Origin of the sequence: Candidatus Skiveiella danica, from assembly GCF_022705245.1 — a bacterium.
In the GTDB taxonomy this organism is placed as follows: domain Bacteria; phylum Pseudomonadota; class Gammaproteobacteria; order Burkholderiales; family Burkholderiaceae_C; genus Skiveiella; species Skiveiella danica.
The window spans coordinates 18,480-40,965 of the sequence record NZ_JAKJEW010000011.1; the positions used below are offsets into that span (position 1 = coordinate 18,480).

24 protein-coding genes and 2 tRNA genes are annotated in these 22,486 nt (G+C 63.5%); 15 read left to right on the top strand and 11 right to left on the bottom strand.

Annotated elements, in window-relative coordinates:
* Position 1: 1 nt before the first annotated feature.
* The 7 genes from rpmJ (at position 2) to ACMUOY_RS08160 (ending at position 3,332) form a co-directional block, all read left to right on the top strand.
* Positions 2-115 (top strand): 50S ribosomal protein L36, encoded by a 114-nt coding sequence (rpmJ, locus tag ACMUOY_RS08130; RefSeq protein WP_413892204.1) that lies wholly within the window; start codon positions 2-4, stop codon positions 113-115.
* 24 nt (positions 116-139) lie between these two features.
* Positions 140-505: a 30S ribosomal protein S13 gene (gene rpsM / locus ACMUOY_RS08135; protein WP_413892205.1), complete on the top strand. Its 366-nt coding sequence runs from the start codon at positions 140-142 to the stop codon at positions 503-505.
* A gap of 18 nt (positions 506-523) precedes the next feature.
* The gene (gene rpsK / locus ACMUOY_RS08140; protein WP_413892206.1) at positions 524-928 is read left to right on the top strand and encodes a 30S ribosomal protein S11; all 405 of its coding nucleotides are present in this window, start codon (positions 524-526) and stop codon (positions 926-928) included.
* A gap of 81 nt (positions 929-1,009) precedes the next feature.
* Positions 1,010-1,633: a ribosomal protein uS4 family protein gene (gene rpsD, locus ACMUOY_RS08145; RefSeq protein ID WP_413892207.1), complete on the top strand. Its 624-nt coding sequence runs from the start codon at positions 1,010-1,012 to the stop codon at positions 1,631-1,633.
* Positions 1,634-1,741: 108 nt separating this feature from the next.
* The gene (locus ACMUOY_RS08150; RefSeq protein ID WP_413892208.1) at positions 1,742-2,734 is read left to right on the top strand and encodes a DNA-directed RNA polymerase subunit alpha; all 993 of its coding nucleotides are present in this window, start codon (positions 1,742-1,744) and stop codon (positions 2,732-2,734) included.
* Between the two features lie 98 nt (positions 2,735-2,832).
* Positions 2,833-3,234, top strand: coding sequence for a bL17 family ribosomal protein (gene rplQ / locus ACMUOY_RS08155; RefSeq protein ID WP_413892209.1), 402 nt, complete (start codon positions 2,833-2,835; stop codon positions 3,232-3,234).
* Positions 3,235-3,255: 21 nt separating this feature from the next.
* Positions 3,256-3,332: transfer RNA gene (locus ACMUOY_RS08160), tRNA-Met, on the top strand.
* Positions 3,333-3,565: 233 nt separating this feature from the next.
* On the opposite strand, the gene ACMUOY_RS08165 is transcribed toward ACMUOY_RS08160, so the two are convergent.
* Positions 3,566-3,641 (bottom strand) — tRNA-Arg (locus ACMUOY_RS08165).
* 104 nt (positions 3,642-3,745) lie between these two features.
* Between ACMUOY_RS08165 and ACMUOY_RS08170 the strand changes: the two genes are divergently transcribed.
* The 4 genes from ACMUOY_RS08170 (at position 3,746) to ACMUOY_RS08185 (ending at position 5,415) form a co-directional block, all read left to right on the top strand.
* Positions 3,746-4,066, top strand: a complete 321-nt coding sequence (locus tag ACMUOY_RS08170) for a DUF883 family protein (protein WP_413892210.1) — start codon at positions 3,746-3,748, stop codon at positions 4,064-4,066.
* A 16-nt stretch (positions 4,067-4,082) separates the two neighbouring features.
* Positions 4,083-4,463: a phage holin family protein gene (locus ACMUOY_RS08175; protein ID WP_413892211.1), complete on the top strand. Its 381-nt coding sequence runs from the start codon at positions 4,083-4,085 to the stop codon at positions 4,461-4,463.
* Entirely contained in the window at positions 4,460-4,759 is a 300-nt protein-coding gene (locus ACMUOY_RS08180) for a YqjK family protein (RefSeq protein WP_413892212.1), read from the top strand. The genes ACMUOY_RS08175 and ACMUOY_RS08180 overlap by 4 nt, the downstream gene beginning before the upstream one ends.
* Before the next feature lie 95 nt (positions 4,760-4,854).
* Positions 4,855-5,415, top strand: coding sequence for a c-type cytochrome (locus ACMUOY_RS08185; RefSeq protein ID WP_413892213.1), 561 nt, complete (start codon positions 4,855-4,857; stop codon positions 5,413-5,415).
* A 154-nt stretch (positions 5,416-5,569) separates the two neighbouring features.
* Here the strand turns inward: ACMUOY_RS08185 and ACMUOY_RS08190 are convergent, their stop codons facing one another.
* From ACMUOY_RS08190 to ACMUOY_RS08235, 10 genes are all read right to left on the bottom strand, one after another.
* Positions 5,570-6,139: a DUF2946 family protein gene (locus ACMUOY_RS08190; RefSeq protein WP_413892214.1), complete on the bottom strand. Its 570-nt coding sequence runs from the start codon at positions 6,137-6,139 to the stop codon at positions 5,570-5,572.
* A gap of 7 nt (positions 6,140-6,146) precedes the next feature.
* Positions 6,147-7,211: a YheT family hydrolase gene (locus ACMUOY_RS08195; RefSeq protein ID WP_413892215.1), complete on the bottom strand. Its 1,065-nt coding sequence runs from the start codon at positions 7,209-7,211 to the stop codon at positions 6,147-6,149.
* A gap of 108 nt (positions 7,212-7,319) precedes the next feature.
* Positions 7,320-7,769, bottom strand: a complete 450-nt coding sequence (locus tag ACMUOY_RS08200) for a YybH family protein (RefSeq protein WP_413892216.1) — start codon at positions 7,767-7,769, stop codon at positions 7,320-7,322.
* 280 nt (positions 7,770-8,049) lie between these two features.
* Positions 8,050-8,628 carry a cyclic nucleotide-binding domain-containing protein gene (locus ACMUOY_RS08205; protein ID WP_413892217.1) on the bottom strand — a complete coding sequence of 193 codons (579 nt, stop codon included), beginning with the start codon at positions 8,626-8,628 and terminating at the stop codon, positions 8,050-8,052.
* 72 nt (positions 8,629-8,700) lie between these two features.
* The gene (locus ACMUOY_RS08210) at positions 8,701-10,314 is read right to left on the bottom strand and encodes a PglL family O-oligosaccharyltransferase (protein ID WP_413892218.1); all 1,614 of its coding nucleotides are present in this window, start codon (positions 10,312-10,314) and stop codon (positions 8,701-8,703) included.
* Between the two features lie 25 nt (positions 10,315-10,339).
* Entirely contained in the window at positions 10,340-11,299 is a 960-nt protein-coding gene (locus tag ACMUOY_RS08215) for a GDP-mannose 4,6-dehydratase (protein WP_413892219.1), read from the bottom strand.
* Positions 11,300-11,366: 67 nt separating this feature from the next.
* The gene (tfpZ, locus tag ACMUOY_RS08220) at positions 11,367-12,143 is read right to left on the bottom strand and encodes a TfpX/TfpZ family type IV pilin accessory protein (protein ID WP_413892220.1); all 777 of its coding nucleotides are present in this window, start codon (positions 12,141-12,143) and stop codon (positions 11,367-11,369) included.
* A gap of 98 nt (positions 12,144-12,241) precedes the next feature.
* Positions 12,242-13,942 carry a PglL family O-oligosaccharyltransferase gene (locus ACMUOY_RS08225; RefSeq protein WP_413892221.1) on the bottom strand — a complete coding sequence of 567 codons (1,701 nt, stop codon included), beginning with the start codon at positions 13,940-13,942 and terminating at the stop codon, positions 12,242-12,244.
* Between the two features lie 98 nt (positions 13,943-14,040).
* A complete protein-coding gene (locus ACMUOY_RS08230) occupies positions 14,041-14,517 on the bottom strand; it encodes a pilin (protein WP_413892222.1) in 477 nt (158 codons plus the stop codon).
* Between the two features lie 174 nt (positions 14,518-14,691).
* Positions 14,692-15,186: an Lrp/AsnC family transcriptional regulator gene (locus ACMUOY_RS08235; protein WP_413892223.1), complete on the bottom strand. Its 495-nt coding sequence runs from the start codon at positions 15,184-15,186 to the stop codon at positions 14,692-14,694.
* Between the two features lie 176 nt (positions 15,187-15,362).
* Between ACMUOY_RS08235 and ACMUOY_RS08240 the strand changes: the two genes are divergently transcribed.
* The 4 genes from ACMUOY_RS08240 (at position 15,363) to secF (ending at position 22,483) form a co-directional block, all read left to right on the top strand.
* The gene (locus ACMUOY_RS08240; protein ID WP_413892224.1) at positions 15,363-18,950 is read left to right on the top strand and encodes an indolepyruvate ferredoxin oxidoreductase family protein; all 3,588 of its coding nucleotides are present in this window, start codon (positions 15,363-15,365) and stop codon (positions 18,948-18,950) included.
* 240 nt (positions 18,951-19,190) lie between these two features.
* Positions 19,191-19,523, top strand: coding sequence for a preprotein translocase subunit YajC (gene yajC, locus ACMUOY_RS08245; protein WP_413892225.1), 333 nt, complete (start codon positions 19,191-19,193; stop codon positions 19,521-19,523).
* Between the two features lie 94 nt (positions 19,524-19,617).
* On the top strand, positions 19,618-21,510 hold the full coding sequence (gene secD / locus ACMUOY_RS08250; RefSeq protein WP_413892226.1) for a preprotein translocase subunit SecD: 1,893 nt from the start codon (positions 19,618-19,620) through the stop codon (positions 21,508-21,510).
* 10 nt (positions 21,511-21,520) lie between these two features.
* On the top strand, positions 21,521-22,483 hold the full coding sequence (gene secF, locus ACMUOY_RS08255) for a protein translocase subunit SecF (protein WP_413892227.1): 963 nt from the start codon (positions 21,521-21,523) through the stop codon (positions 22,481-22,483).
* Positions 22,484-22,486 lie beyond the last annotated feature (3 nt).

Here is a 22,486-nt window from a genome sequence, read left to right on the forward strand (position 1 = left end):
AATGAGAGTCTCGGCTTCGGTCAAGAAAATTTGCCGCAACTGCAAGGTCATCCGACGCAAAGGCATTGTCCGCGTGATCTGTACCGATCCGCGTCACAAACAGCGTCAAGGCTGATTGCAAGAGTTTTAGAGGACGAACATGGCACGTATAGCTGGCATCAACATTCCGCCGCAGAAACACGCAGAGATTGGCCTGACCGCCATTTTCGGCATCGGACGCAGCCGCGCGCGCAAGATCTGCGACGCCTGTGGCATCGAATACTCGAAGAAGGTGAAGGATCTGACCGACGGCGATCTTGAAAAGATTCGCGATCAGATCGCCCAATTCACGATCGAAGGTGACCTGCGTCGCGAAACCACGATGAACATCAAACGGTTGATGGACATCGGCTGCTATCGCGGTTTTCGTCATCGCCGCGGTCTGCCGATGCGCGGACAGCGTACCCGCACCAACGCACGGACCCGCAAGGGACCGCGCAAAGCGGCAGCGGCACTGAAGAAATAAGCAGATCGAGAGTTCAACATGGCTAAATCTCCCTCCAATAGCGCTGCTCAACGGGTTCGCAAGAAGGTTCGCAAGAACGTTGCGGACGGTATTGCCCACGTGCATGCATCTTTCAACAACACGATCATCACGATCACCGACCGTCAGGGCAATGCGTTGTCTTGGGCGTCGTCCGGTGGTCAGGGTTTCAAGGGCTCGCGCAAGTCGACACCCTTTGCAGCCCAGGTGGCCTCTGAAGTTGCAGGACGTGCGGCCATCGATCAAGGGATCAAGAATCTGGATGTCGAGATCAAGGGCCCGGGTCCCGGCCGGGAATCGTCAGTCCGTGCTCTGGCCGCATTGGGTATTCGCATTTCGTCCATCGCCGACGTGACGCCGATGCCTCACAACGGATGCCGTCCGCAAAAGCGTCGGCGCATCTGATTTCAACCAAGCCCACCGCCATCACGGATCCTGTGATGGCTCCCGCGCCACAGCGCGGAAGATGACAAAAAGGAAGTTCAAGTGGCAAGATACCTCGGCCCCAAGGCCAAACTCTCACGCCGTGAAGGCACCGACCTGTTTCTGAAGAGCGCACGGCGTTCGATCAGCGACAAGTGCAAGTTTGAAGCCAAGCCTGGCCAGCATGGCCGCACGTCCGGCCAGCGGACGTCCGATTTCGGTCTTCAGTTGCGCGAGAAGCAGAAGGTCAAGCGGATGTACGGCGTTCTCGAGCGGCAGTTTCGCAAGTATTTTGAAGAAGCGGACCGTCGCAAGGGCAATACCGGCGCCAACCTGATGTTCATTCTCGAGTCGCGTCTGGACAACGTCGTGTATCGCATGGGCTTCGGCTCGACCCGTGCCGAGGCCCGTCAACTGGTTTCGCACAAGGCGGTGACTGTCAACGGACAAGCGGTCAACATTCCCTCGTTCATGGTCAAGGCGGGTGACGTGGTGTCCGTCCGCGAAAAGTCGAAGAAGCAGGCGCGCATCTCCGAGGCGCTGCAACTGGCCCAGCAAGTTGGGCTGCCGGCTTGGGTGGAAGTGAACGTGGACAAGGTCGAAGGCGTGTTCAAGAAGGTACCGGATCGCGATGAGTTCGCGGCCGATATCAACGAATCCCTGATCGTCGAACTGTATTCCCGCTGATTCGGTTCCTGGTTAACTCGCTTGTACCAGTGCACCTCAAGGGGTATCACTGGTGCTTCATCAGCCTTACCGGTGTAACGAGCCGGGGGTATTGATAAGGATGTCTGAATGCAAACGAATTTGCTGAAACCCAAAGCCATCAACGTGGAACAGCTCGGCCCGAACCGGGCGAAGGTCACGCTGGAGCCGTTTGAGCGGGGCTATGGGCACACCTTGGGCAACGCGCTGCGTCGCGTCCTGCTGTCCTCCATGGTCGGCTATGCCGCCACGGATGTGACGATTGCCGGCGTGCTGCATGAGTATTCGTCGATCGACGGCGTGCAGGAAGACGTGGTCAACATCCTGCTGAACCTCAAAGGCGTGGTGTTCAAGTTGCACAACCGCGACGAGGTGACTTTGAGCCTGCGCAAGGACGGGGAAGGCCCCGTGACCGCAGCCGACATCCAGACGCCGCACGATGTGGAAATCATCAACCCCGGGCACGTCATCGCCACCCTGTCGCAGGGCGGAAAGCTTGACATCCAGATCAAGGTCGAAAAAGGCCGCGGTTATGTCCCCGGTGGCATGCGCCGCTATGCGGATGAGAGCACCAAAGCGATTGGGCGCATCGTGCTGGACGCCTCGTTCTCTCCGGTCAAACGCGTCAGCTACACCGTCGAAAGCGCCCGTGTCGAACAGCGCACCGATTTGGACAAATTGGTGATGGAGATCGAAACCAACGGTGCAATCACCGCTGAAGACGCGGTTCGCCAGTCTGCGAAGATCCTGGTGGAGCAACTGGCCGTCTTTGCCCAGCTTGAAGGCAGCGAACTGGCCGCGTTTGACGCTCCGGCCCAGCGTGGCGGCAATGCGCAATTTGATCCGATCCTGTTGCGCCCTGTCGACGAGCTGGAGTTGACGGTTCGTTCTGCCAACTGCTTGAAGGCGGAGAACATCTACTACATCGGCGATCTGATCCAGCGCACCGAGAACGAGCTCCTGAAGACGCCGAACCTGGGCCGTAAATCGCTCAATGAAATCAAGGAAGTGCTGGCTTCGCGCGGGCTGACCTTGGGAATGAAGCTTGAAAGCTGGCCTCCCGCCGGACTCGACAAGCGTTGAGCACCGAGCTGATGGGTGCTGTTGGTGCCCATCTAACCGCGCGCGGTACCTGATACGGCCGTGCGCTTGAACAATAAATGAAATGAAAGGATCGCATCATGCGTCACGGACACGGACTTCGTAAACTGAACAGGACCAGCGAGCATCGCCTCGCGATGCTTCGCAACATGATGAATTCGCTGCTCCAGCACGAAGCCATCAAGACGACGGTGCCCAAGGCCAAGGAATTGCGTCGTGTTGTCGAACCCATGATCACGCTCGCGAAGGAGCCGACCTTGGCAAACCGTCGGCTGGCTTTCAACCGCCTGCGCGACCGTGACATCGTCACCAAGCTGTTTGACGTTCTGGGCCCGCGCTACAAGGCTCGCCCCGGTGGCTACACCCGCATCTTGAAGATGGGTTTCCGGGTGGGCGACAACGCGCCCATGGCCCTGGTTGAACTGGTTGATCGCCCGGCGGAAGCGGAATCGACGACCGCGAGCGACGCTGCAGCGCAATAAATGCTATAATTTCATTCTTATCGCGCGATGGAGCAGCCTGGTAGCTCGTTGGGCTCATAACCCAAAGGTCGCAAGTTCAAATCTTGCTCGCGCAACCAATTTTCAGCACGACCCGCTGATCCCAAAACGCCCACTTGTGTGGGCGTTTTGCTTTTGGCAAGGAAGTTCCGGGTGGTCCAGTGGCAGGCTTCGCCTGACCGTGTCAGATGGATGCGTCTGGGAGCGGCCGTGACGGGCGTCAAAGAAGCGATCCGGTGGCGATCCGTTGGCGGTCCGGTTCGACACATACAGCACCCGATGATGTGCATGGATCGTCAACACTTCGCCCGGATGGCGCGGCTGGCGGGGATCGAACCCACGACCCTTGGCTTCGGAGGCCAATACTCTATCCACTGAGCTACAGCCGCAATTTCCACAGAAGGAAAGCCGGGAATTATCGCACGCCGGCTGGTCGGGAGAGACGGAGTCAGCGTATCATCCGGCAATATTTTCCAAACAGGAGGACTTGAGCATGACCGACTATTCCGAAGCCACCCTGGCCACCAAGGAGAAACTGGCCGCCGACTTGCGATTGGTGATCGCCGACGCCGAAGAGCTCCTTCAGATCACGTCCAGCCAGACCGGCGACAAGGTGGCGGAGTTGCGGGCTCGCGTCGCGGAGAACCTGCGGGTGGCGCGCGCGAAACTGTCCGATGCCGATGCGGCAATCCGCGACAAAGCCCGCGAGGCGGCCCGGGCCACCGATGACTATGTTCACGAAAACCCGTGGCGCTCGATCGGCATCGCAGCGGGTGCCGGCCTGCTCGTCGGCCTGCTGATCGGACGTCGCTGAAACCCATGCGCCAGCCATGAGTGCTCCGGCCCCTCCGGAACGCTTGGCGGTGTCGCTGCGCGGGTTCTCGGCCAGCTTGGTCGAGTTTCTCGCGATTCGGCTGGAGCTCGCCAGCGTTGAGGCGCGCGAAGAGGCGCTGCGCCTGGGCGAGTTGCTTCTGTATGGTGCCATCGCGGTTATTCTTCTGGCTCTCGGGCTCACCTTCCTGGCCATCCTGCTGACGGTGCTGCTCTGGGAGAACCATCGACTGCTTGCGCTGGCTGTCTTTGCCACCGCCTTTCTCAGCTTGGGGGGCGTGGCCGCTTTCGCCGCACGTGCCCGGTTCGCCCGGGGGTCGCGGCTGTTTGAGGCGAGTCTGGCCGAACTCGATCGCGACAAGCAAACCCTGCGCCCATGAGCCGGGCCCGTGAAGATCTGGCGTTGCGCCGGCGGCATCTGGTGATCCGATCGACAGAGGCCCGGGCGCAATTGCTTGTGCAGTCAGCCGCCCTGCTGCCTCTGTTGACGGTGGGTGACCGTGTGCGTGCCGCTGTGCGATGGGTGCGCCAGCATCCGCACGTGCTGTTCACCCTGACCGTGGTGATCGTGGTCACGCGGCCCAGAGTGGCGTGGCGATGGGGTTTTCGGGCCTGGTCGGCGGTGCGGTTTATGCGGAAAGTCCGCCAACGATTGGCCGCCTGGGAACCTCGTTAGGCGCCTCAGACGCGTCTGCCAAAAACCGGGCACGTCGATATAATCCACAGCTTTTCGTGCCCGTTGCCGGGCCGCCCCGACAATCTGAGGACACCATGAGCGCCAACGGTCAAGACTCCAGCCACGAAGAAGCACACACCGGCCCGATCAAGACGCCCAAGCAACTGCTGCTGGCGAGTCTGTATGCCTTTGTGGCGCCGGTCTTCATCATCATCGGATTGGTCTATTTCGTCACCTCCGGCCCCAGGCCGCAGTCGGATCCGGACGCCTTCGAGCGGGGCGTGGCCACCCGGATCCAGAAGGTCGGCAGTGTCGAGATCCGCGACGCCAACCGTCCCCTGAAATCGGGCGAGGAGGTCTACAAGGTCCAGTGCGCGGCCTGTCACGCGGCGGGCGTGGCTGGTGCGCCCAAGTTCCAGGATGCGGCGGCCTGGGGTCCACGAATCGCGACCGGTTTTGATGCCCTGCTGAACTCGGCGCTCAAGGGCAAGAATGCGATGGGCCCGCAGGGCGGTGGTGACTTCTCCGACATCGAGATCGGTCGAGCCGTGGTGTATCTGGCCAACGCCGGCGGCGGCAAGTTCGAAGAACCCAAGGCACCCGCCGCGCCGGCGGCCGATTCTGCCGCCGCACCAGCGTCCGCGCCGGCCAAATAGGCCTCGCAACCACCCAGTCGGTCGGTCATCGACCGGCCGGCGGGCCCTCCGTGGCCGCGCAAAGCCTTCCATTTCGATTCAAGGGCCACTTTCTCTTGGTCGAATCGCCCCAGTTCCCGCGTCAGCTGGCCACGGGCAGCTATCGAATAAGGAGCTAAGTCTGCCGGTGATGGGCGGCCTGCGGGCTGGGCACGTAGCCGAACGCCGCGGCCAGCTGGCCGGAGCGCACGTCGCAGGGCGTCCAGCGCCCGGATTCGACCATCCCGGCGGCCATCGCCACGTCCTGCGTATGAACGAGGCCGAAACCGATGTCGGTGTCGAGGTACAAGCGCCCGTGTTCGTCCAGCAGGCAGCTTCGCACCTGCGCCACGCGGCCGGTGTGCGCCGTCACCCCTTCGACCCCGTCATCAGCAGCGTGCAAGCGCCAGATCCACGGAGTGGCCTCCAGTTCGACAAACACCCGCTGCGGCCCGTTTTGGAAAAACCAGCGTCCGGCCGAGTCGGGTTCGTAATTGCGCTGGATGAATTCGATCAGCTTGTCGTGCCTGAGCAGCGAACCGCGCGCGCCCGGCGGTCCGGGGCGATCCAGCCTGGGGAAGGACCCTAGCGCTTGCGTGCGGTCGTCGCGCATGTACCAGTTGCCGCGCGCGTCCAAGCCAAGCCAACCATAACAATCGGGTACGTGGGGCCACTTCGCAAGCGCCTGTCTGACGATGTCATCCATGGCGCCATTATTGTCGAGCCCCATTCACCTGCCGCATCAGCCACAGACCCACAGCTTCCGGCATGGAGCGCACATGACCCGGCGGCCGCCCCTGTGCGAACCCGACGTGGCCCCCGTGCCGGGGCTGCCAGAGCGTGACCAGGGGACCGACTTCGCGGGGTCGCGGCAGGCTGGCGGCGGGCACGAACGGGTCGTTCAGGGCGTTGACCAGCAGTGCAGGAATGCGAATGCGTGGCAGGTGTGGCTTGGCCGAGGCTCTTGCCCAGTAATCCTCGGTGCTTCGAAAGCCGTGCAACGGCGCGGTGAAGTGCTGGTCAAAGGCGTACAGGTCGCGCGCGGCAAGCAGCGCGGCGCGGTCGAAGAGCCCGGGGTGTTGGGCCAGCTTGGCCAGTGCCTTGGGCTTCATGGTGTTCAGGAACATGCGGGTGTAGACCAGCCGGTTGAAGCCGCGCCCGATCGCATGGCCCCCGGCCGACAGATCCAGCGGGGACGACACGGCGGCCACCGCGTCGGCCACGCCGGCTGCGGCAGCGCCCATCTCGCCGGCCCAGCGCATCAGCGCGTTGCCGCCGAGGGAGATGCCCACCGCCAGCAGCGGGCCGCCGCCTTGGGCGGTGTGGCGTGCGCGCAGCCGCCGCAAAATCCAGTCGATCTCCTCGAAATCACCCGAATGGTAGGCACGCGGGCCCCGGTTCAGCTCGCCGCTGCAACCGCGGAAATGCGGCACCGCGTAGGCGATGGCGTGGGCTGCACACCAGTCGGCAAAGGCCTCGGCGTAATGGCTGCGCGACGAGCCTTCCAGGCCGTGAAACAGCACGAGCAGCGGTCTTCCGGCTGATCCGGGCGTCCCGATCGTCGGAATGGTCGTCCCAGCCATCGGTGTGGCCACTACGGCCTGGACGCCCAAGCGCGCATCCGCCCCGAAATCCACATCCACAAAGTCGCCGTCCGGCGTGTCCCAGCGCTCACGGCGGTACGTCGGCGGTGCCGCGACAAAGCGCCGCGCAGCGAGCGCCGGCCAGATGGTTTGCAGGTTGCCGCCCGGCAACCACCAGGGTGCTACATCATTCATAGCGAGTGATGACTGACCGGCGGAGGAAAATGCCAAAAAAAGTCAACTTTCGAGCACAAGAACGAACCTGACCGGCGGCGGGCGCGGGTCTGGTCGCCAACCAGAGCCTCAATGGAGCACCTGAGCCCCGCCAGCGGCGTCTTCGATATCCTGCAAGGTACCCGGGCTGGCATGGTGGGCCACCAGACGCCAGCCCTGCGGGGTCTTGTGATACACGTTGGTGGCGATCACGCAGGCGGTCTGTGGCCCCTGCTCGGTCATCACGACCACGCGCTCCAGCACGTTATGCATCGCGCTGGCCAGCGACTCCACCCGCCGCACCCGCTGTGCCAGCACCGGAATGCCGCCGTTGGCAAAGACAGCCTCGAATGCCGCGCGAATGGCCGCGTTGCCCACATGCCGAGGTCCGCCGGGGTGCACGCAGACGATGTCGTCTTCGTCGGCCCAGCAGGCCATGAGTTGCGCGATGTCGGCGTTCTGCAGCGCCTCGTAAAACGCGGCCTCGACTTCATCGGGTTGGCCACCGACGGTGGCCGCGCGCAACCGTGCCTTGGACATGGGAGATTCGATGCGGATGGATGAACAGGAAAGTGTCGGGACGATTTTGCCGTGGAATGCCCACGCCTGGGAATGAGAACGCCGCTTACCCCGCGCCGCAACCGCCGGCGGGATTTGTCGCGCAGACGCAGGAGCCGCTCTCGAGGCGGTTGCCATCGTGCCCCATGGCCTCTTTTCCCGAAAACAGCCCGAATGTGAACGAAAAATGGCACTACCCAGCGTTGGATAGCCAAAGCAAGCTATAAATTGAGTAGCGTCCTGCTTGCCCCTCAGGAGCCGTTCAACGCACGCGCGGCCCCTTGGGCGCCAGCAGCCGGCGATTGATGGCATGGGCTGCGTCCAGCTCCTGCTGCAGTGCGCGGCTGACCTGGGTGAGGGCCAGGATCTTGCGGTTGGCCTCGCGCAGGTGATCGGACAGGCGCTTCGATATCGCCAGCAGCAGGCGAGCCGCCACGGCAGGTTGCTCGCTCATCAGTTGGGCCAAGGCGTCCCGGGTCAAGCGCCCCGCTGAGACATCGGTGGCGGCCACACAGGTGGCCGAGCGCGGCGAGCCGTCGATCAGGCTCATCTCGCCGATCAGGCTGCCGGGGCCCAGCACCGTCACCACCAGGCCTTCGCTGGTGGGAGAGGCCTGGTTTTCCACCGTCACGTCGCCGTCGATCACCAGCAGCATGTCGTCCCCATCGGTGGCGTCGCCGGCATGGAAGATCGTGGTGCCGCCCGGGATGCGCCGGGGTTGCATGTAGGTCACCACCTCGCGCGCGTCGGCCAGGCTCAGCTGCACCAGCGCGCCCGGTGTGATGAGCTGGCGCGCGGCACGTTCCTGCGGGGGGAGGTGATCGTCTGGGGCGTCGTCCATGGTGGACGCATTGTAGAAGCCATGGCGTCGCATGTGCCAGAGCAGTGAACCCGGCAGCAGCGACGTGCCGCTTCATTCGTCGACGTCAGGCGGCGCCAGCGGCTTGCGCAGGGCGGCCGCCCAGTCGGCATGCTCCCCGGGAAACGCGGCGCGGAATCGGGCGAGGTGTTGCAGCGCCTCGTCGTCACGGCCCAGCATCACAGCGCTTTCGACGGCTTTTTCAATCACCCGGGGTTCGGGCGAGAACCGCAGCAGCGCCGTGGCCGTGGCCAGCGTCCATTCGGCGTTGGCACGATCCAGCGACGTGGTGGTCAGCTCAGCAAAGCGCACCTGATCACGGAAGAGCCAGGCCTCGCGCGATTTCTCCAGCGTCTGGTCGGCGAAGGTGGCGCTGCGCTCTTCGGGCGACAGGTAGACCTGCCGCGCACGATGGTAGTCCAGCGCCGCCAACACAACACCCACCCCCAGCGGAACGGCCAGCGCCAGGGCGGCAAGCGGGCGGCGCGAGCCGGATTGGGGCACTGCCACCAGTAAGCCCAGGCAAATGCCCGCGGCCATCTGGAACGGGCCGTACCACAGCGGATACTCCAGCAAGCTGTGCAACCCCATGACCGCCAGCACCGCCCAGGCCATCTGCCGCAGCGCATCGGTCTCACGCCAGGGTTGCAGGCGCAGCACGGCCCACAGCGCGGCGCCGCACAGGATCAGCGCCACCGGGAGCCCCAACTCCACCGCCAGATGCAGCGGCAGGTTGTGGGCGTTGTCCAGAATGTCGCAGAACCGGGGGCCGTCATAGAGCGTGGCGAAGTGCGCGTAGTCGAGACGGCCCCAACCCCAGCCCCACCAGGGCTCCAGACGGATCAGATCGAGCACATTCGACCACAAGGTGGTGCGACTGGCGCAACTGAGCGCACCTTCGCTCAGGCGGGTGAAGATGCCCGCATGCGCTCCTCCCGGGATCAACAGCGGCATGGCCAGCGCGGTCAGCAGGTAGATCGGCAGCACCGGCGCCAGCACCCAGCGCGCGGCGCGCTCCCGGTGCAGGCCCCACAGCAAGGCCAGACCCAGGATCAGCAGCAACTGGAACAAACCGGTGCGTGAATGCGACAACGCATTGCCCGCGGCCAGCAGCACGGCCGCAAGGACTACCGGCATGGGTCGCCGGAACCTGTCGTCATGGCGAGCCAGCCACAACAGTGCACACAAGGCAATGCTGGTCAGACTGGCATAGTGGTTGCGCTGGCGCAGGTTGCCGAAGGCGTCGCCCAGGGTGGCTGGGCTGACCCACGGCGCCAGCGCCTGTGCCGAGCCGGTGTATTGCAGAACGCCCATCCCAACACTGACCAGCCCGGCCAGCAGCCAGGCCCGCGCCACCACCCGGCCATCGGCTGGGTCGGCTCCAGCAAATCGGAGGGCGCAGGCCATGATGGCCAGCAGGCTCATGCCCAAAGCCAGAACCTCGGCGCCAGGCGGTAGCCCGGTGCGCCAGAACGCGGCGCCGAAGAAGAGCGCGGCCACGCCGCCCGGCAACGCGAGCCGGGTCGCCGCGCCCCCAACGGGCGCGCGGGTCAACACCAGGGCCGCCGCACAAGTCCAGCTCAACAGCAAGGGCACGACGCTCGGCGTCGGGCCGGGGCTGAAGGGGTTGAGCCAGGGGAGGGCGAGAAGGACGAAGGCGATCGCCATGAAAAAGTCATGCCCCAAGGCCATATCAGGCCGCCGCGGCGGCCTCCACCATCCGCCTCACCACCTCGGCCATACGTGTCTCGGCCTGCCAGCCCAGTTGTGCCAGGGCCAGGGACGGATCGGCGCGGCTGATCCGGATGTCGGTCGGTCGCATCAGGGTCGGGTCGGTTTCAACATGGTCCGTCCAGTCCAGCCCCAGGGCTGCAAAGGACTCGGCCACGAAGTCTCTCAGGGCACGGGTTTCCCCCGTTGCAATGACGAAATCCCGTGGCGCGTCATGCTGCAGCATGCGCCACATGGCTTCCACGTATTCGGGCGCCCAGCCCCAGTCGCGCTGGATGTCGAGGTTGCCCAGTCGAAGCCGCTCGCCACCGCCGCCGGCGATGCGACAGGCTGCGCGCACCACCTTCTGCGTGACGAAGCGCTCCGGGCGCAGCGGCGATTCGTGGTTGAACAGAATGCCCGAGCAGGCAAACAGGCCATAGGCCTCGCGATAATTGGCCACCTGCCAGAATGCGGCTGCCTTGGCTACGGCGTAGGGACTTCGCGGACGAAATGGCGTTTCCTCATTGGCAGGGGTGTCGCCCGTGTCTCCGAAACATTCACCCGAACTGGCGTTGTACAGGCGGATGCCTTGGTTCAGAAAGCGGATGCTTTCCAGCAGGTTCAGCGTGCCGATGCTGATGCTCTCCAGCGTTTCCACCGGTTGCTCGAACGAGAGGCCCACCGAACTCTGGCCCGCCAGGTTGTAAACCTCCGCCGGTTGGTGGCGCGACAGCACCTGCAGCACGCTGCGGAAATCGTTGATCGCCATGGAGACCACCTGCACCTGGCTACGGATGCCCAGGCGATCCAGGTTGTCAAAGCGGCTCATCTGCGCGTCACGCGCGGTGCCGATCACGCGGTAGCCTTTGGAAAGCAACCGCTGGGCGAGGTAAGCGCCATCCTGGCCGGAGATGCCGCAGATCAGGGCGGTTGGGTTCATGTCTGAACGAGGGTGTGCCTTTGCATCAAATCGGATGCGAGGATTCGGGCGGTGCGGTTTTCGTAGCTCAATATGGGTCAAGCGGCAGAAAGGCCACAGGGAGCAAATTATCCTTTCGCAGCAGCACCGTCCAGAACGACTTGCGACTGACCAGCGGCAGCCACATCAGCTCAGACTCGGGCACACCGGCCCTTTGAACGGCAACGTCCAATGACGCTCCTGCGGCTGGCTTGAGGGCTCGCAAGGTGGCGACAGGCTGCGCACTGGCCCGTATCCGGCCGGCCGCCTCGGCGTACGACTGCCACAGGTCGGGACGCGCGCCCATATCCGCACCACCCAACGCCGCCAGAGTCACATCTCCGGCTTCCGCGGCGTCGCGAAACAGTCGGACGGCGACTGGCGTCGGTCCGGTCCACGGCAGCGTTTTCAACCCTTCTGGGGCGCGTGCAAGAAGTTCTTCGGGCACATCGACGGCGTGGATCACCCGCATGCGGTCCAGCTCCCAGGCCAGATGCACCGGGCGTGCCATGGCCACGGCATGCAGGCCATAGGCGAGCCCCGCCAACTGCAGCATCACGATCACCGCCAGATCACGCCGCAGTTCTGGTCGGGGCTTGCGACGATTGAAGACGGCGAAGGTCAGCAAAGGCCCGAGCACGACGTCAACAGTGACTACAAGGGTGAATAATTCCCGCCCACCGGAAATCTCCCGATACGGATAGGGATACCAGACCCCAAAGACCAGCGCCGCCGCACCAGCAGCCACCAGAAGACTCAGACAGGCATGGATGGCCGCAGCCCTGAAACGGGCTGGCCAGTCAAAGCTGGAGACAGACGGATTCATTCGAGCGGAGTATGGCCGAAGTTCGGCGGTGCGAGAAGCAGCCGTAGCGACACGGGCATCCAGGCGTGTGAAACGCGCGAGCAGTCCGGCTTGGCATGCTATGGACGGGTGGGACTGTGTGCCGAGAGCGATTTGACGGACTCCGACCACTCGTCGGCGAGAGGACGGCACAGTTTCTCCTGCAATAGCCAGCAGATCCGTTGAGCCCAACGTTGCGCCTCGTCGCCATGCCCATTGAGCGCGAGCGCGCCAACATACTTTCGCATGGACAGTGGCGCGGTGTTGTAGAGCATCAGCGCTTTCCAGTCATTGATTTCCGCCTCGGTCATTCCAGCATGAGGGGTTGATCGAGTGAGTGCAATCTGCCGTGGCCAGTCCGTGAGCAAAAGCGTTTCCGGGAGCGTGGTGTCATGATCACGGCCCACTTTGGCCAACTCGAAACGAAGCTCCGTGAACGCGGTCTCCACCTTGAAGTAGTCGACGATGATCACGCCGGTCAGAATGCCGAGCGACGCCACAGTAGCTGCGGCATGGCCGCGACGCGCGACCCAATGTTTCGTCCGGAACTTAGCCGGATTGACGGCGCCCGCGATCAATCCGAGCGGCCAGAGAAAATAGCCATGATGCAGGGGCAACTCCAGCAGGGCATGCACTGTCATTACCCCGATCGCGCCGACTGCAATCAGTGTCTCCATGCCGTCGATGGAGCGCAGCAAGCAGAAGAGCCAGTAGGCCACCAACGCGGCGATGGCCAAGCCCAGCGGCCAGCCGACCCACAGAATGATGTCCAGCGGCAGACTGTGGCTCTGCTCAAAGTAAGTGGCCTCCAAGTGCGGATGGTTCTGGAACACCTCGAACAGCGCGGCGTTGCTTCTGCCCCAGCCTGAGCCCAGCCAGGGTGAAACGGTGGATGCGTCCAGCGCCATGGTCCACAACTTGAGGCGTAACTCGCCCTGCGTGCGTTTGAACAGGGTCAGGGGTTCGTCCAGCTCAAGTAGACGCGCCAGTGGCTCCTGGACGAAGAGGCTGATCAGATAAAAAACGTACAAGGCCTGAAAACCCCGCAGCACCCGCCAATCAAGGAAAGCCGGGCGCCAGAGGCTCAGCGCCGCCACGTAAAGGGTCAACGTGAGCAGGGCAGTCCGGGACTCGGTCAGCGCAATGCCGAACAGGACAAACGCGGCCAGCACCAAGGCCACGGCCGCACCCATCCACCGTTGATGCCAGGCGAGCAGGCAGCCCAGCAATCCCCACAACAACAGGGAAGCCAATTGATTGGGTTGCCCCAGGTTGGCGAAGGGGCGATGCTCCTCGCCGATGACCATCACCCAGATGTCCATCAGGCCAAAGTCTGCGGTCAACCCCAGCCACTGGTACAACTGCAGTCCAACGGAGGCGACGGCGGCCAAACCAGCCGCGAGCAACACGAACGTCAGCGGACGGACAGTGCTGGAGCGGCTCCAGTTTTCGCCAAGAATGAAGGCCAGGGCCAACCCTGCAAGGTAGAGCGAGGCGAGCAGCGCGCTGCTGAACAGCGGCAACACACCCAAGCCGTATTGAACCCACGGAATGGCGCAAAGGCCCAACAGTACCAGAGCCGGTCTCGACACCTGGATCGTGGACGGGTTGCTCCTGAGAAAACCCGCAGCGGCGATCAACAGGCAAACGGCCATCCAGGCATCGGTGTGGAACGTGTTCCAAGGCGGGTAGTGGTTGGGCAGCAACCAGCCAATCGCGGTCAACACCGCCAAGCCCGGAAAGAGCCAATCCGAGCGTTTGAAAGGGATGTCGCGAATCATGTCCGGAGGCTTGGCGGGTACTCGCTCGAAAATAGGTCGGCGACCCATGGAAAAGGGCCGCTTGCGCGGCCCTTCGGCATCAGGCAAATCGAGAAGGTTTAGGACTTGCAGGAACCGGGCAGGTACTTGCGGTCCATCGGGTTGGTCGTCGCAGGACCACAGCGCCATTCGGTGATGGTCTTGCCACCGTCGGTCGTACCGACAACCGCTGTGCCATTGATATAGGGCACGAGTTGAATCGTGTTGGCCGTCGCAGAGGTCGAGCCACCGAGGCCTGCAGGATCGCCTGCAACCGTGATGACGCCGTTGGTGCTGGATGTACCACTCAGAACCATCTTCGTGTTGCTGATCGCGCAACCGGAAATGGCGGTAGAGGCGTTGGAAATTGGCGAACTTTGCAGGGACTCGGTGATGGTGGTGCGGCACGAAGAAGCTGCCAGAATCACTTCGGACACCCGGGCGCGAACCGTGTAGTCTTGGTAAGCGGGCAGGGCCACGGCGGCCAGAATGCCGATGATCGCGACGACGATCATCAATTCAATGAGGGTAAAACCCTTCTGGATGGAACGCTTCATGATGAACTCCTTGGTTGAAAAGTGTACTAACAGGCTGCTAGCAGCAAATTACGTGCCAGCCAACATTCCCTGCAGCCCAGGGCGAAATTGGCGTCGCCGCGTCAGAGGCCGCAAAGAATTTGCTAGCCAATGCGACAATTTCTGACAAAGCCACGGGCGCGTGGACAATATTTGTCACCCACCAGGAGACCTGTCGGACAGGAGTTGACCCAACGGCAGCGCCCCACCTGCCTTGACCTCGCCCAGCGAAAAGCTGGTGTGCAGATCCTTGACGTTCGGCAGGTTGAGCAGCACGTCGCGGGCAAACTGGCTGAAGCTGTTGAGGTCGCGGCTCACCACTTGCAACTCGAACGTGCCGGTGCCACTGATGTAGTGGCACGAAATCACCTCGGGCACCGCGCGGATGGCTTCTTCCAGTTGGCGCGTCACGTTGGCGTTGTTGCGTTCGGCATCGAGCCGCACGAAGGCCAGCACGCCCAGGCCGATCTTGTGGCGGTCGATCTCGGCGCGGTATCCCTTGATATAGCCGCCTTCTTCCAGCGCCCGCACGCGCCGCCAGCAGGGCGCGGCCGACAGACCCACGCGCGTGCTGAGTTCGGCGTTGCTGAGGCGCCCGTCGGCCTGCAGCTCGCGCAGGATCGCGATGTCGAACCTGTCCAGCCCGTCCAATATGGCCTCTTGAAGAAAGAATCTTGCGCATGGTAGCGTCAAACGGGAAAAAATAGCAAAGACATATCGGCGTTCGGCCTCTACACTTTGCAGTCCTTTAGAGCCAGCGCCCTACCCGGGCGACACTTGCTTCACCGGCCCACCCGGCCGTTCGCCACCGCCCGGAGACACGATTCATGAACGCACCACTGCCCGATTCCGTCCGCAAGGCGCTCGAAACCGTCACCCTGGACGACAAATACGCACTGGATCACGGCCGCGCCTTCATGAGCGGCGTCCAGGCGCTGGTCAAGCTGCCGATGCTGCAGCGCGTGCGCGACCAGGCCCAGGGTAAGAACACGGCGGGGTTCGTCAGCGGCTACCGCGGCTCTCCGCTCGGCGGTTACGACCAGGCCTTGTGGAAGGCCGCGCCGTTTCTGAAGGCGCAGAACATCGTGTTCCAGCCGGGCGTCAACGAGGAGCTGGCGGCCACGGCGCTGTGGGGCACGCAGCAGCTCGGTTTTGCGCCGCCCGGCACCAACCGGTTCGACGGCGTCTTCGGCATCTGGTATGGCAAGGGACCGGGCGTGGACCGGTGCTCCGACGTGTTCAAGCACGCGAACATGGCCGGCACCACGCCATGGGGCGGCGTGATCGCGGTGGCCGGGGATGACCACGTCTCGAAAAGCTCCACGGCGGCCCACCAGAGCGACCACATCTTCAAGGCCTGCGGCACGCCGGTGTTCTTCCCGGCCAGCGTGCAGGAGATTCTGGACCTGGGCATCCACGCCTTTGCGATGAGCCGGTTTTCGGGCGTCTGGGCCGGCATGAAGACGATTCAGGAGATCGTCGAGTCCAGTGCCACGGCGATGATCGACCCCGAGCGAGTGACGATCCATCTGCCGACCGACTTCCAGATGCCGCCGGGCGGCCTGCACATTCGCTGGCCCGACCATGCGCTGGACCAGGAAGCGCGCCTGTTTCACTACAAGTGGTATGCCGCGCTGGCCTACATCCGCGCCAACCGGCTGAATTACAACGTGATCGAGGGGCCGAACGACCGTTTTGGCCTGATCGCCAGCGGCAAGGCCTACAACGACACGCGCCAGGCGCTGCACGACCTGGGGCTGGACGACGACACCTGCCGGCAACTTGGCATCCGCCTGCACAAGGTCGGCGTGGTCTGGCCGCTGGAGGCGCAGCTGACGCGGGAGTTCGCAACCGGCCTGCAGGAAATCCTGGTGGTCGAGGAAAAACGCCAGGTCATCGAATACCAGCTCAAGGAAGAGCTGTACAACTGGCGCCCGGACGTTCGCCCCAATGTCCTGGGCAAGTTCAACGACATGGGTGAAGGGCATCCGGGTGGCGAATGGTCGATGGCCAACCCCACGGCCAACACCCTGTTGCGCGCCAATGCCGACCTGTCGCCGGCCTTGATCGCCGCGGCCATCGCACAACGCCTGAAGGCCCTGGGTGTTCCCGCCGATATCGAGGCGCGCCTGGACGCCCGTTTGGCCGTGATGCGTGCGAAGGAAAGCGCCATGCAGGTGCTGGAGGTTCATGGCGATCGCCAGCCCTGGTTCTGCTCGGGTTGCCCGCACAACACTTCAACCAAGGTGCCCGAGGGCTCGCGCGCGATGGCGGGCATCGGCTGCCACTTCATGAGCATCTGGATGGACCGCGCGACCGTCGGTTTCACGCAGATGGGCGGCGAGGGCGTGCCATGGGTCGGCCAGCAACCGTTCAGTACCACGGCGCACATGTTCGCCAACATCGGCGACGGCACGTATTTCCACAGCGGCATCCTGGCCATCCGCCAGAGCATCGCCGCCGGCGTGAACATCACTTACAAAATCCTTTACAACGACGCGGTCGCGATGACCGGCGGGCAGCAGGTGGGCGAACGGCCGGAGGGGCATTCGGTGATCCAGATCGCGCAGAGCATGCGTGCCGAAGGTGCCGTGAAGATCACCATCGTGACCGACGAGCCCGAAAAATACGACGGGGTGAAGCAGGAAAGCGCACGCGGCGCGCTGGGCTTGCCCGACGGCATCGCCATCCGGCACCGCGACTTGCTCGACGCGGTGCAACGCGAGTTCCGCGAGATCAAAGGCACGACGGTCATCATCTACGACCAGACCTGCGCCACCGAAAAACGCCGCCGCCGCAAGCGCGGCACGATGGCCGAACCCGCCCGGCGTGTGGTGATCAACGAGTTGGTGTGCGAAGGTTGTGGCGACTGCGGCGTGCAATCCAACTGCCTGAGCGTGGAGCCGCTGGAAACCGAATTCGGCCGGAAACGGAGAATCAACCAGAGCACCTGCAACAAGGACTTTTCATGCGTCAAAGGCTTTTGTCCGAGCTTTGTCACGGTCGAGGGCGGCCAGCTCAAGAAGAAGAACAAAGGCAAGGGCGCCTCGCCGTTCGAACTGGGAGTTTTGCCCGATCCCGTCTTGCCTGCGTTGACGCAAGCCTGGGGCATCGTGGTGGCCGGCGTGGGTGGCACCGGCGTGATCACGATCGGCCAGTTGCTCGGCGTGGCCGCGCACCTGGAAGGCAAGGGCATTGTCACGCAGGACGCGGGCGGTCTGGCGCAAAAGGGCGGCGCGACCTGGAGCCATGTGCTGATCGGCGCGAGGCAGGATGACATCCGCACCACGCGCGTCAGCATGGCGGCGGCCGACCTGATCATCGGCTGCGACCCGATCGTCACCGCCGGCAGGGAAACGGTGTCGCGCATGCTGGAAGGCCGCACGCGCGTAGCGCTCAACGCACAGGGCACGCCGACGGCCGCCTTTGTCAAGAACGGTAATTGGCAAAACCCGTCGGAACAGTGCGTGGCCGACGTCACGCGGACCGTGGGCGAGACGTGCGTGGGGCTGTTCAATGCCGACGCCATGGCCAGCCAGCTCCTGGGCGACACGATCTATGTGAACCCGATGATCCTGGGCTACGCCTGGCAGAAGGGCTGGATTCCCCTGGGGCACGAGGCTTTGGTGCGGGCCATTGAGCTCAATGCCGTCGAAGTCGACAACAACAAGGCCGCGTTCGAATGGGGCCGCCAGGCAGCGCACGATCCGGCCCGGGTGGCCGCGGCGCTGGCGCCGACCCCGGTGGTGGAATTCAAGAAGCGCGAGACCGTGGAGAGCCTGGTCGCACGCCGGGTGGAGTTCCTCACGGCCTACCAGGACGCCGCCTACGCGGCGACCTACCGGGCATTCGTGGAGGCCGTGCGCGCAGCGGAAGCGCCCTTGGGCAAGACCACGCTGGCGGAAAGCGTCGCCCGGTACCTGTTCAAGCTGATGGCCTACAAGGACGAATACGAGGTGGCGCGCCTGCACACCAACGCCGCGTTCCTGGACACGATCGGCGGCCTGTTCGAGGGTGACTTCACACTGAATTACCACATGGCGCCACCCTTGATCGCAAAGACGAACGACCGGGGCGAACTGGTCAAACAGCGGTTCGGCCCGTCGATGCGAACCGCTTTCAAGGTTCTGGCGTCGCTCAAGGGCTTGCGCGGCGGGGCGTTCGACATCTTCGGCCGCACCGAGGAACGCAAGGCCGAGCGGGCGCTGATCGGCGAGTACCGCGCGACGATCGAAGAGGTGCTACGCACTTTGAACGTGGCCAACCATGGTGCGGCGGTGGAGATCGCGCGCATCCCGGAGCAGATCAAGGGCTTTGGCCATGTGAAGGCGCGCAACCTGAAGACGGCCCGCGAGGTTTGGAGCCGTGCGATGGTGGCCTGGCGGGAGACTTCTGGAGCGCGCCAAAGCACCTGAAACGCGGAAAACGTGGCCTTTTTGGCATTCAAGCAGCCTTTCCCCAGCGTCCGCCGGCCACGAGCAGCTATGGTTTCAGGAGTAAGTTGAGGCGCCTTCGGAAGTCGCCCCAAGGTCTGAACGCTTGTCAGTGACGATGCAAGGCCTTTGGGGCACCGTCATACAATGCAAAGTTGCCTGCGTTGGGCGGTGTTGACCTGCCTGCGCGGTTTTGTTGTTCCTGTTTCCTGGAGTTTGCCCGTGTTCATTTCTTCCGCTTTTGCCCAGACCGCGCCCGCTGCTGCAGCAGGTGGCGACATGCAGTCCTCGCTGATGAGCATGCTGCCGCTGGTGCTGATGTTCGTCGTGTTGTATTTCGTGATGATCCGTCCGCAAATGAAGAAGCAGAAGGAGCACCGCGCCATGATCGACGCGCTGGCCAAAGGCGACGAGGTCGTGACGGCCGGCGGTCTGCTGGGCAAGGTGACGAAACTGGGCGAGGGCTACCTGAGCGTGGAAGTCGCCAACGGCATCGAGGTCCAGTTGCAGCGCAGCGCCGTGGTACAGGTCCTGCCCAAGGGCACGATCAAGTGACACGACGCCGGATGCCGGGCGTTGAACGGTTGGCGCGTGTGCCACCGTTCGATGCCCACCGCCCGTAACGCCAAACGCTCAACGCTCAATCGATATGAACCGTTACCCGGCCTGGAAGTACGCGATCATGGTGATCGCATTGGTGGTGGGGGTGATTTATGCGCTGCCCAACTTTTTCGGTGAAGCGCCGGCCGTCCAGGTGTCTGCCGGCAAGGCGACGGTCCGCGTCGACACCGGCACCCAGGGCCGGATCGAGGCGGCGCTCAAGGGTGCCGGCTTGTCGGCCGACCTGATCACGTTCGACGGCAACTCGGTCAAGGCGCGATTCGATTCGACCGACAACCAGCTCAAGGCCAAGGACGCGATCCAGCGGGCGCTGAATCCGGATCCGACCGATCCCGCCTACGTGGTGGCGCTGAACCTGGTGCCGCGTTCGCCGGCCTGGTTGTCCGCTTTGCATGCGTCGCCGATGTACCTCGGGCTCGACTTGCGCGGCGGCGTGCACTTCATGTTGCAGGTCGACATGCAGGCGGCTTTGAACAAAAAAGCCGAATCCTTGAGCGGCGACATCCGCACCGTGCTGCGCGAAAAGAGCATCCGGCATGGCGGAATCTCGCGCAACGGCCAGATCATCGATGTCCGCCTGCGTGATGCCGCGACGCTGGAGGCCGCCAAACGGATCATCCAGGATCAGTTTGCCGAGCTTCAGACGACCGAGGTTCCCGAAGGCGCGGAATACCGTCTGACCGCCACGATCCGGCCCGAGGCGGCCCGCCGCATCCAGGAACAGGCGATCAAGCAGAACATCACGACGCTGCACAACCGGATCAACGAGCTGGGTGTGGCCGAGCCGGTGATCCAGCAGCAGGGACTGGACCGCATCGTGGTGCAGTTGCCCGGTGTGCAGGACACGGCCAAGGCAAAGGATATCCTCGGGCGCACCGCTACGCTGGAGATGCGCCTGGTGGACGAATCGGCAGAGGCGCGCGACGCCGAAGCCGGCCGCGGCCCGGTTCCGTTTGGCGCCGAGCGCTACATGCAGCGCGACGGCCGTGCGGTGATCGTGAAGAAACAGGTGATCATCACCGGCGACAGCCTGACCGATGCGCAGCCCGGGTTCGACTCCCAGACCCAGCAGCCCAAGGTGGACCTGACGGTGGACGCCAAAGGCGGGCGCATCATGCGCGACATCAGCCGCGAAAACCTCAAAAAGCGCATGGCGATCCTCCTGTTCGAGAAGGGCAAGGGTGAAGTGCTGACGGCGCCCGTCATCCAGGCCGAACTGGGCACGCGCTTTCAGATTTCGGGGGCGATGACCGTGGTGGAGGCCAACGACCTGGCCCTGTTGCTGCGCGCGGGCTCGCTCGCCGCGCCGATGGAAATCATCGAGGAACGCACCATCGGTCCGAGCCTGGGCGCCGAGAACATCGCCAAGGGTTTCAACAGCGTGGTCTGGGGCTTCCTGGTGATCGTGGCGTTCATGGCGGCCTATTACATGCTGTTCGGGCTGATCTCCGGTATCGCGCTGGCGGTAAACCTGCTGCTGCTGGTGGCGATCCTGTCCATGTTGCAGGCCACGTTGACCTTGCCCGGCATGGCGGCCATGGCGCTGGCGCTCGGCATGGCGATCGACTCCAACGTGCTGATCAATGAGCGGGTTCGGGAGGAGTTGCGAAATGGCGTGTCGCCGCAGGCGGCGATCCATGCGGGCTACGACCGCGCCTGGGCCACGATCTTCGACTCCAACATCACCACCTTGATCGCGGGCCTGGCGCTGCTGGCCTTCGGCTCCGGCCCGGTGCGGGGGTTCGCGGTGGTTCATTGCATCGGCATCCTGACCTCCATGTTCTCGGCCGTGTTCTTCTCGCGCGGGCTGGTCAACCTCTGGTACGGGTCGCAGAAGAAACTGAAGACGGTCTCGATCGGCACGGTGTGGCGGCCCGATGGCGCCGGCTTGCCGGCGCAGACCAACGGCGACAAACAGTAGGAGACGCACGATGGAATTTTTCAGGATCCGGAAAGACATTCCGTTCATGCGGCATGCGTTGGTGTTCAACGCCATCTCGTTCATCACGTTCATCGCGGCGGTTTTTTTCCTGTTTTCGCGCGGGTTGCACCTGTCGGTGGAGTTCACCGGTGGCACCGTGATGGAAGTCAGTTATTCGCAGCCGGCCGACCTGGCCAAGGTGCGCGACCTCGTGTCCGGTCTCGGGTACGCGGACGTTCAGGTGCAGAACTTCGGCACTGCGCGGGACGTGATGATCCGCTTGCCGGTGCAAAAGGGCGTGACGTCGTCGCAACAAAGCGAAAGAGTGCTGGCGGCGCTGAAAGGCGCCGATCCGGGCGTCAATCTGCGGCGGACCGAATTTGTGGGCCCGCAGGTCGGTGACGAGCTGGCCGCCGATGGTCTCAAGGCCCTGGGCATGGTGGTGGCCGGCATCATGATCTACCTGGCGTTTCGGTTCGAGTGGAAATTCGCCGTGGCGGCCATCATCGCCAACCTGCACGACGTCATCATCATTCTGGGCTTCTTCGCATTTTTCCAGTGGGAGTTTTCACTGGCGGTGCTGGCGGCGGTGCTGGCCGTGCTGGGCTACTCGGTCAACGAGTCTGTGGTGATTTTTGACCGGATTCGTGAGAATTTCCGTCGTTATCGCAAGATGAACACGGTCGAAATCATTGACAACGCCATCACGTCCACGATCAGTCGTACCATCATCACCCATGGGTCCACGCAGATCATGGTGCTGTCGATGCTGCTGTTCGGCGGTGAAACGCTGCATTACTTTGCCATGGCGCTGACGATCGGCATTCTCTTCGGCATTTACTCATCGGTCTTTGTGGCTGCGGCGATTGCCATGTGGCTGGGCATCACGCGCGAAGACCTGGTCAAGGCCGCGACGCGCAAAGACGACGGTGCGACCGACCCCAACGATCCCAACGCGGGGGCCACGGTCTGACGC

Excerpts from the sequence above, each read along its gene's own strand:
- rplQ (WP_413892209.1), top strand. The coding sequence starts at position 2,833 with ATGCGTCACGGACACGGACTTCGTAAACTGAACAGGACCAGCGAGCAT.
- ACMUOY_RS08170 (WP_413892210.1), top strand. The coding sequence starts at position 3,746 with ATGACCGACTATTCCGAAGCCACCCTGGCCACCAAGGAGAAACTGGCC.
- ACMUOY_RS08225 (WP_413892221.1), bottom strand. The coding sequence starts at position 13,942 with ATGATTCGCGACATCCCTTTCAAACGCTCGGATTGGCTCTTTCCGGGC.
- ACMUOY_RS08195 (WP_413892215.1), bottom strand. The coding sequence starts at position 7,211 with ATGAATGATGTAGCACCCTGGTGGTTGCCGGGCGGCAACCTGCAAACC.
- ACMUOY_RS08180 (WP_413892212.1), top strand. The coding sequence starts at position 4,460 with ATGAGCCGGGCCCGTGAAGATCTGGCGTTGCGCCGGCGGCATCTGGTG.
- ACMUOY_RS08175 (WP_413892211.1), top strand. The coding sequence starts at position 4,083 with ATGAGTGCTCCGGCCCCTCCGGAACGCTTGGCGGTGTCGCTGCGCGGG.
- ACMUOY_RS08215 (WP_413892219.1), bottom strand. The coding sequence starts at position 11,299 with ATGAACCCAACCGCCCTGATCTGCGGCATCTCCGGCCAGGATGGCGCT.
- ACMUOY_RS08240 (WP_413892224.1), top strand. The coding sequence starts at position 15,363 with ATGAACGCACCACTGCCCGATTCCGTCCGCAAGGCGCTCGAAACCGTC.
- ACMUOY_RS08200 (WP_413892216.1), bottom strand. The coding sequence starts at position 7,769 with ATGTCCAAGGCACGGTTGCGCGCGGCCACCGTCGGTGGCCAACCCGAT.
- rpsK (WP_413892206.1), top strand. The coding sequence starts at position 524 with ATGGCTAAATCTCCCTCCAATAGCGCTGCTCAACGGGTTCGCAAGAAG.
- ACMUOY_RS08205 (WP_413892217.1), bottom strand. The coding sequence starts at position 8,628 with ATGGACGACGCCCCAGACGATCACCTCCCCCCGCAGGAACGTGCCGCG.
- secD (WP_413892226.1), top strand. The coding sequence starts at position 19,618 with ATGAACCGTTACCCGGCCTGGAAGTACGCGATCATGGTGATCGCATTG.
- ACMUOY_RS08150 (WP_413892208.1), top strand. The coding sequence starts at position 1,742 with ATGCAAACGAATTTGCTGAAACCCAAAGCCATCAACGTGGAACAGCTC.
- ACMUOY_RS08190 (WP_413892214.1), bottom strand. The coding sequence starts at position 6,139 with ATGGATGACATCGTCAGACAGGCGCTTGCGAAGTGGCCCCACGTACCC.
- rpsM (WP_413892205.1), top strand. The coding sequence starts at position 140 with ATGGCACGTATAGCTGGCATCAACATTCCGCCGCAGAAACACGCAGAG.
- ACMUOY_RS08210 (WP_413892218.1), bottom strand. The coding sequence starts at position 10,314 with ATGGCGATCGCCTTCGTCCTTCTCGCCCTCCCCTGGCTCAACCCCTTC.
- tfpZ (WP_413892220.1), bottom strand. The coding sequence starts at position 12,143 with ATGAATCCGTCTGTCTCCAGCTTTGACTGGCCAGCCCGTTTCAGGGCT.
- secF (WP_413892227.1), top strand. The coding sequence starts at position 21,521 with ATGGAATTTTTCAGGATCCGGAAAGACATTCCGTTCATGCGGCATGCG.
- ACMUOY_RS08185 (WP_413892213.1), top strand. The coding sequence starts at position 4,855 with ATGAGCGCCAACGGTCAAGACTCCAGCCACGAAGAAGCACACACCGGC.
- ACMUOY_RS08230 (WP_413892222.1), bottom strand. The coding sequence starts at position 14,517 with ATGAAGCGTTCCATCCAGAAGGGTTTTACCCTCATTGAATTGATGATC.
- rpmJ (WP_413892204.1), top strand. The coding sequence starts at position 2 with ATGAGAGTCTCGGCTTCGGTCAAGAAAATTTGCCGCAACTGCAAGGTC.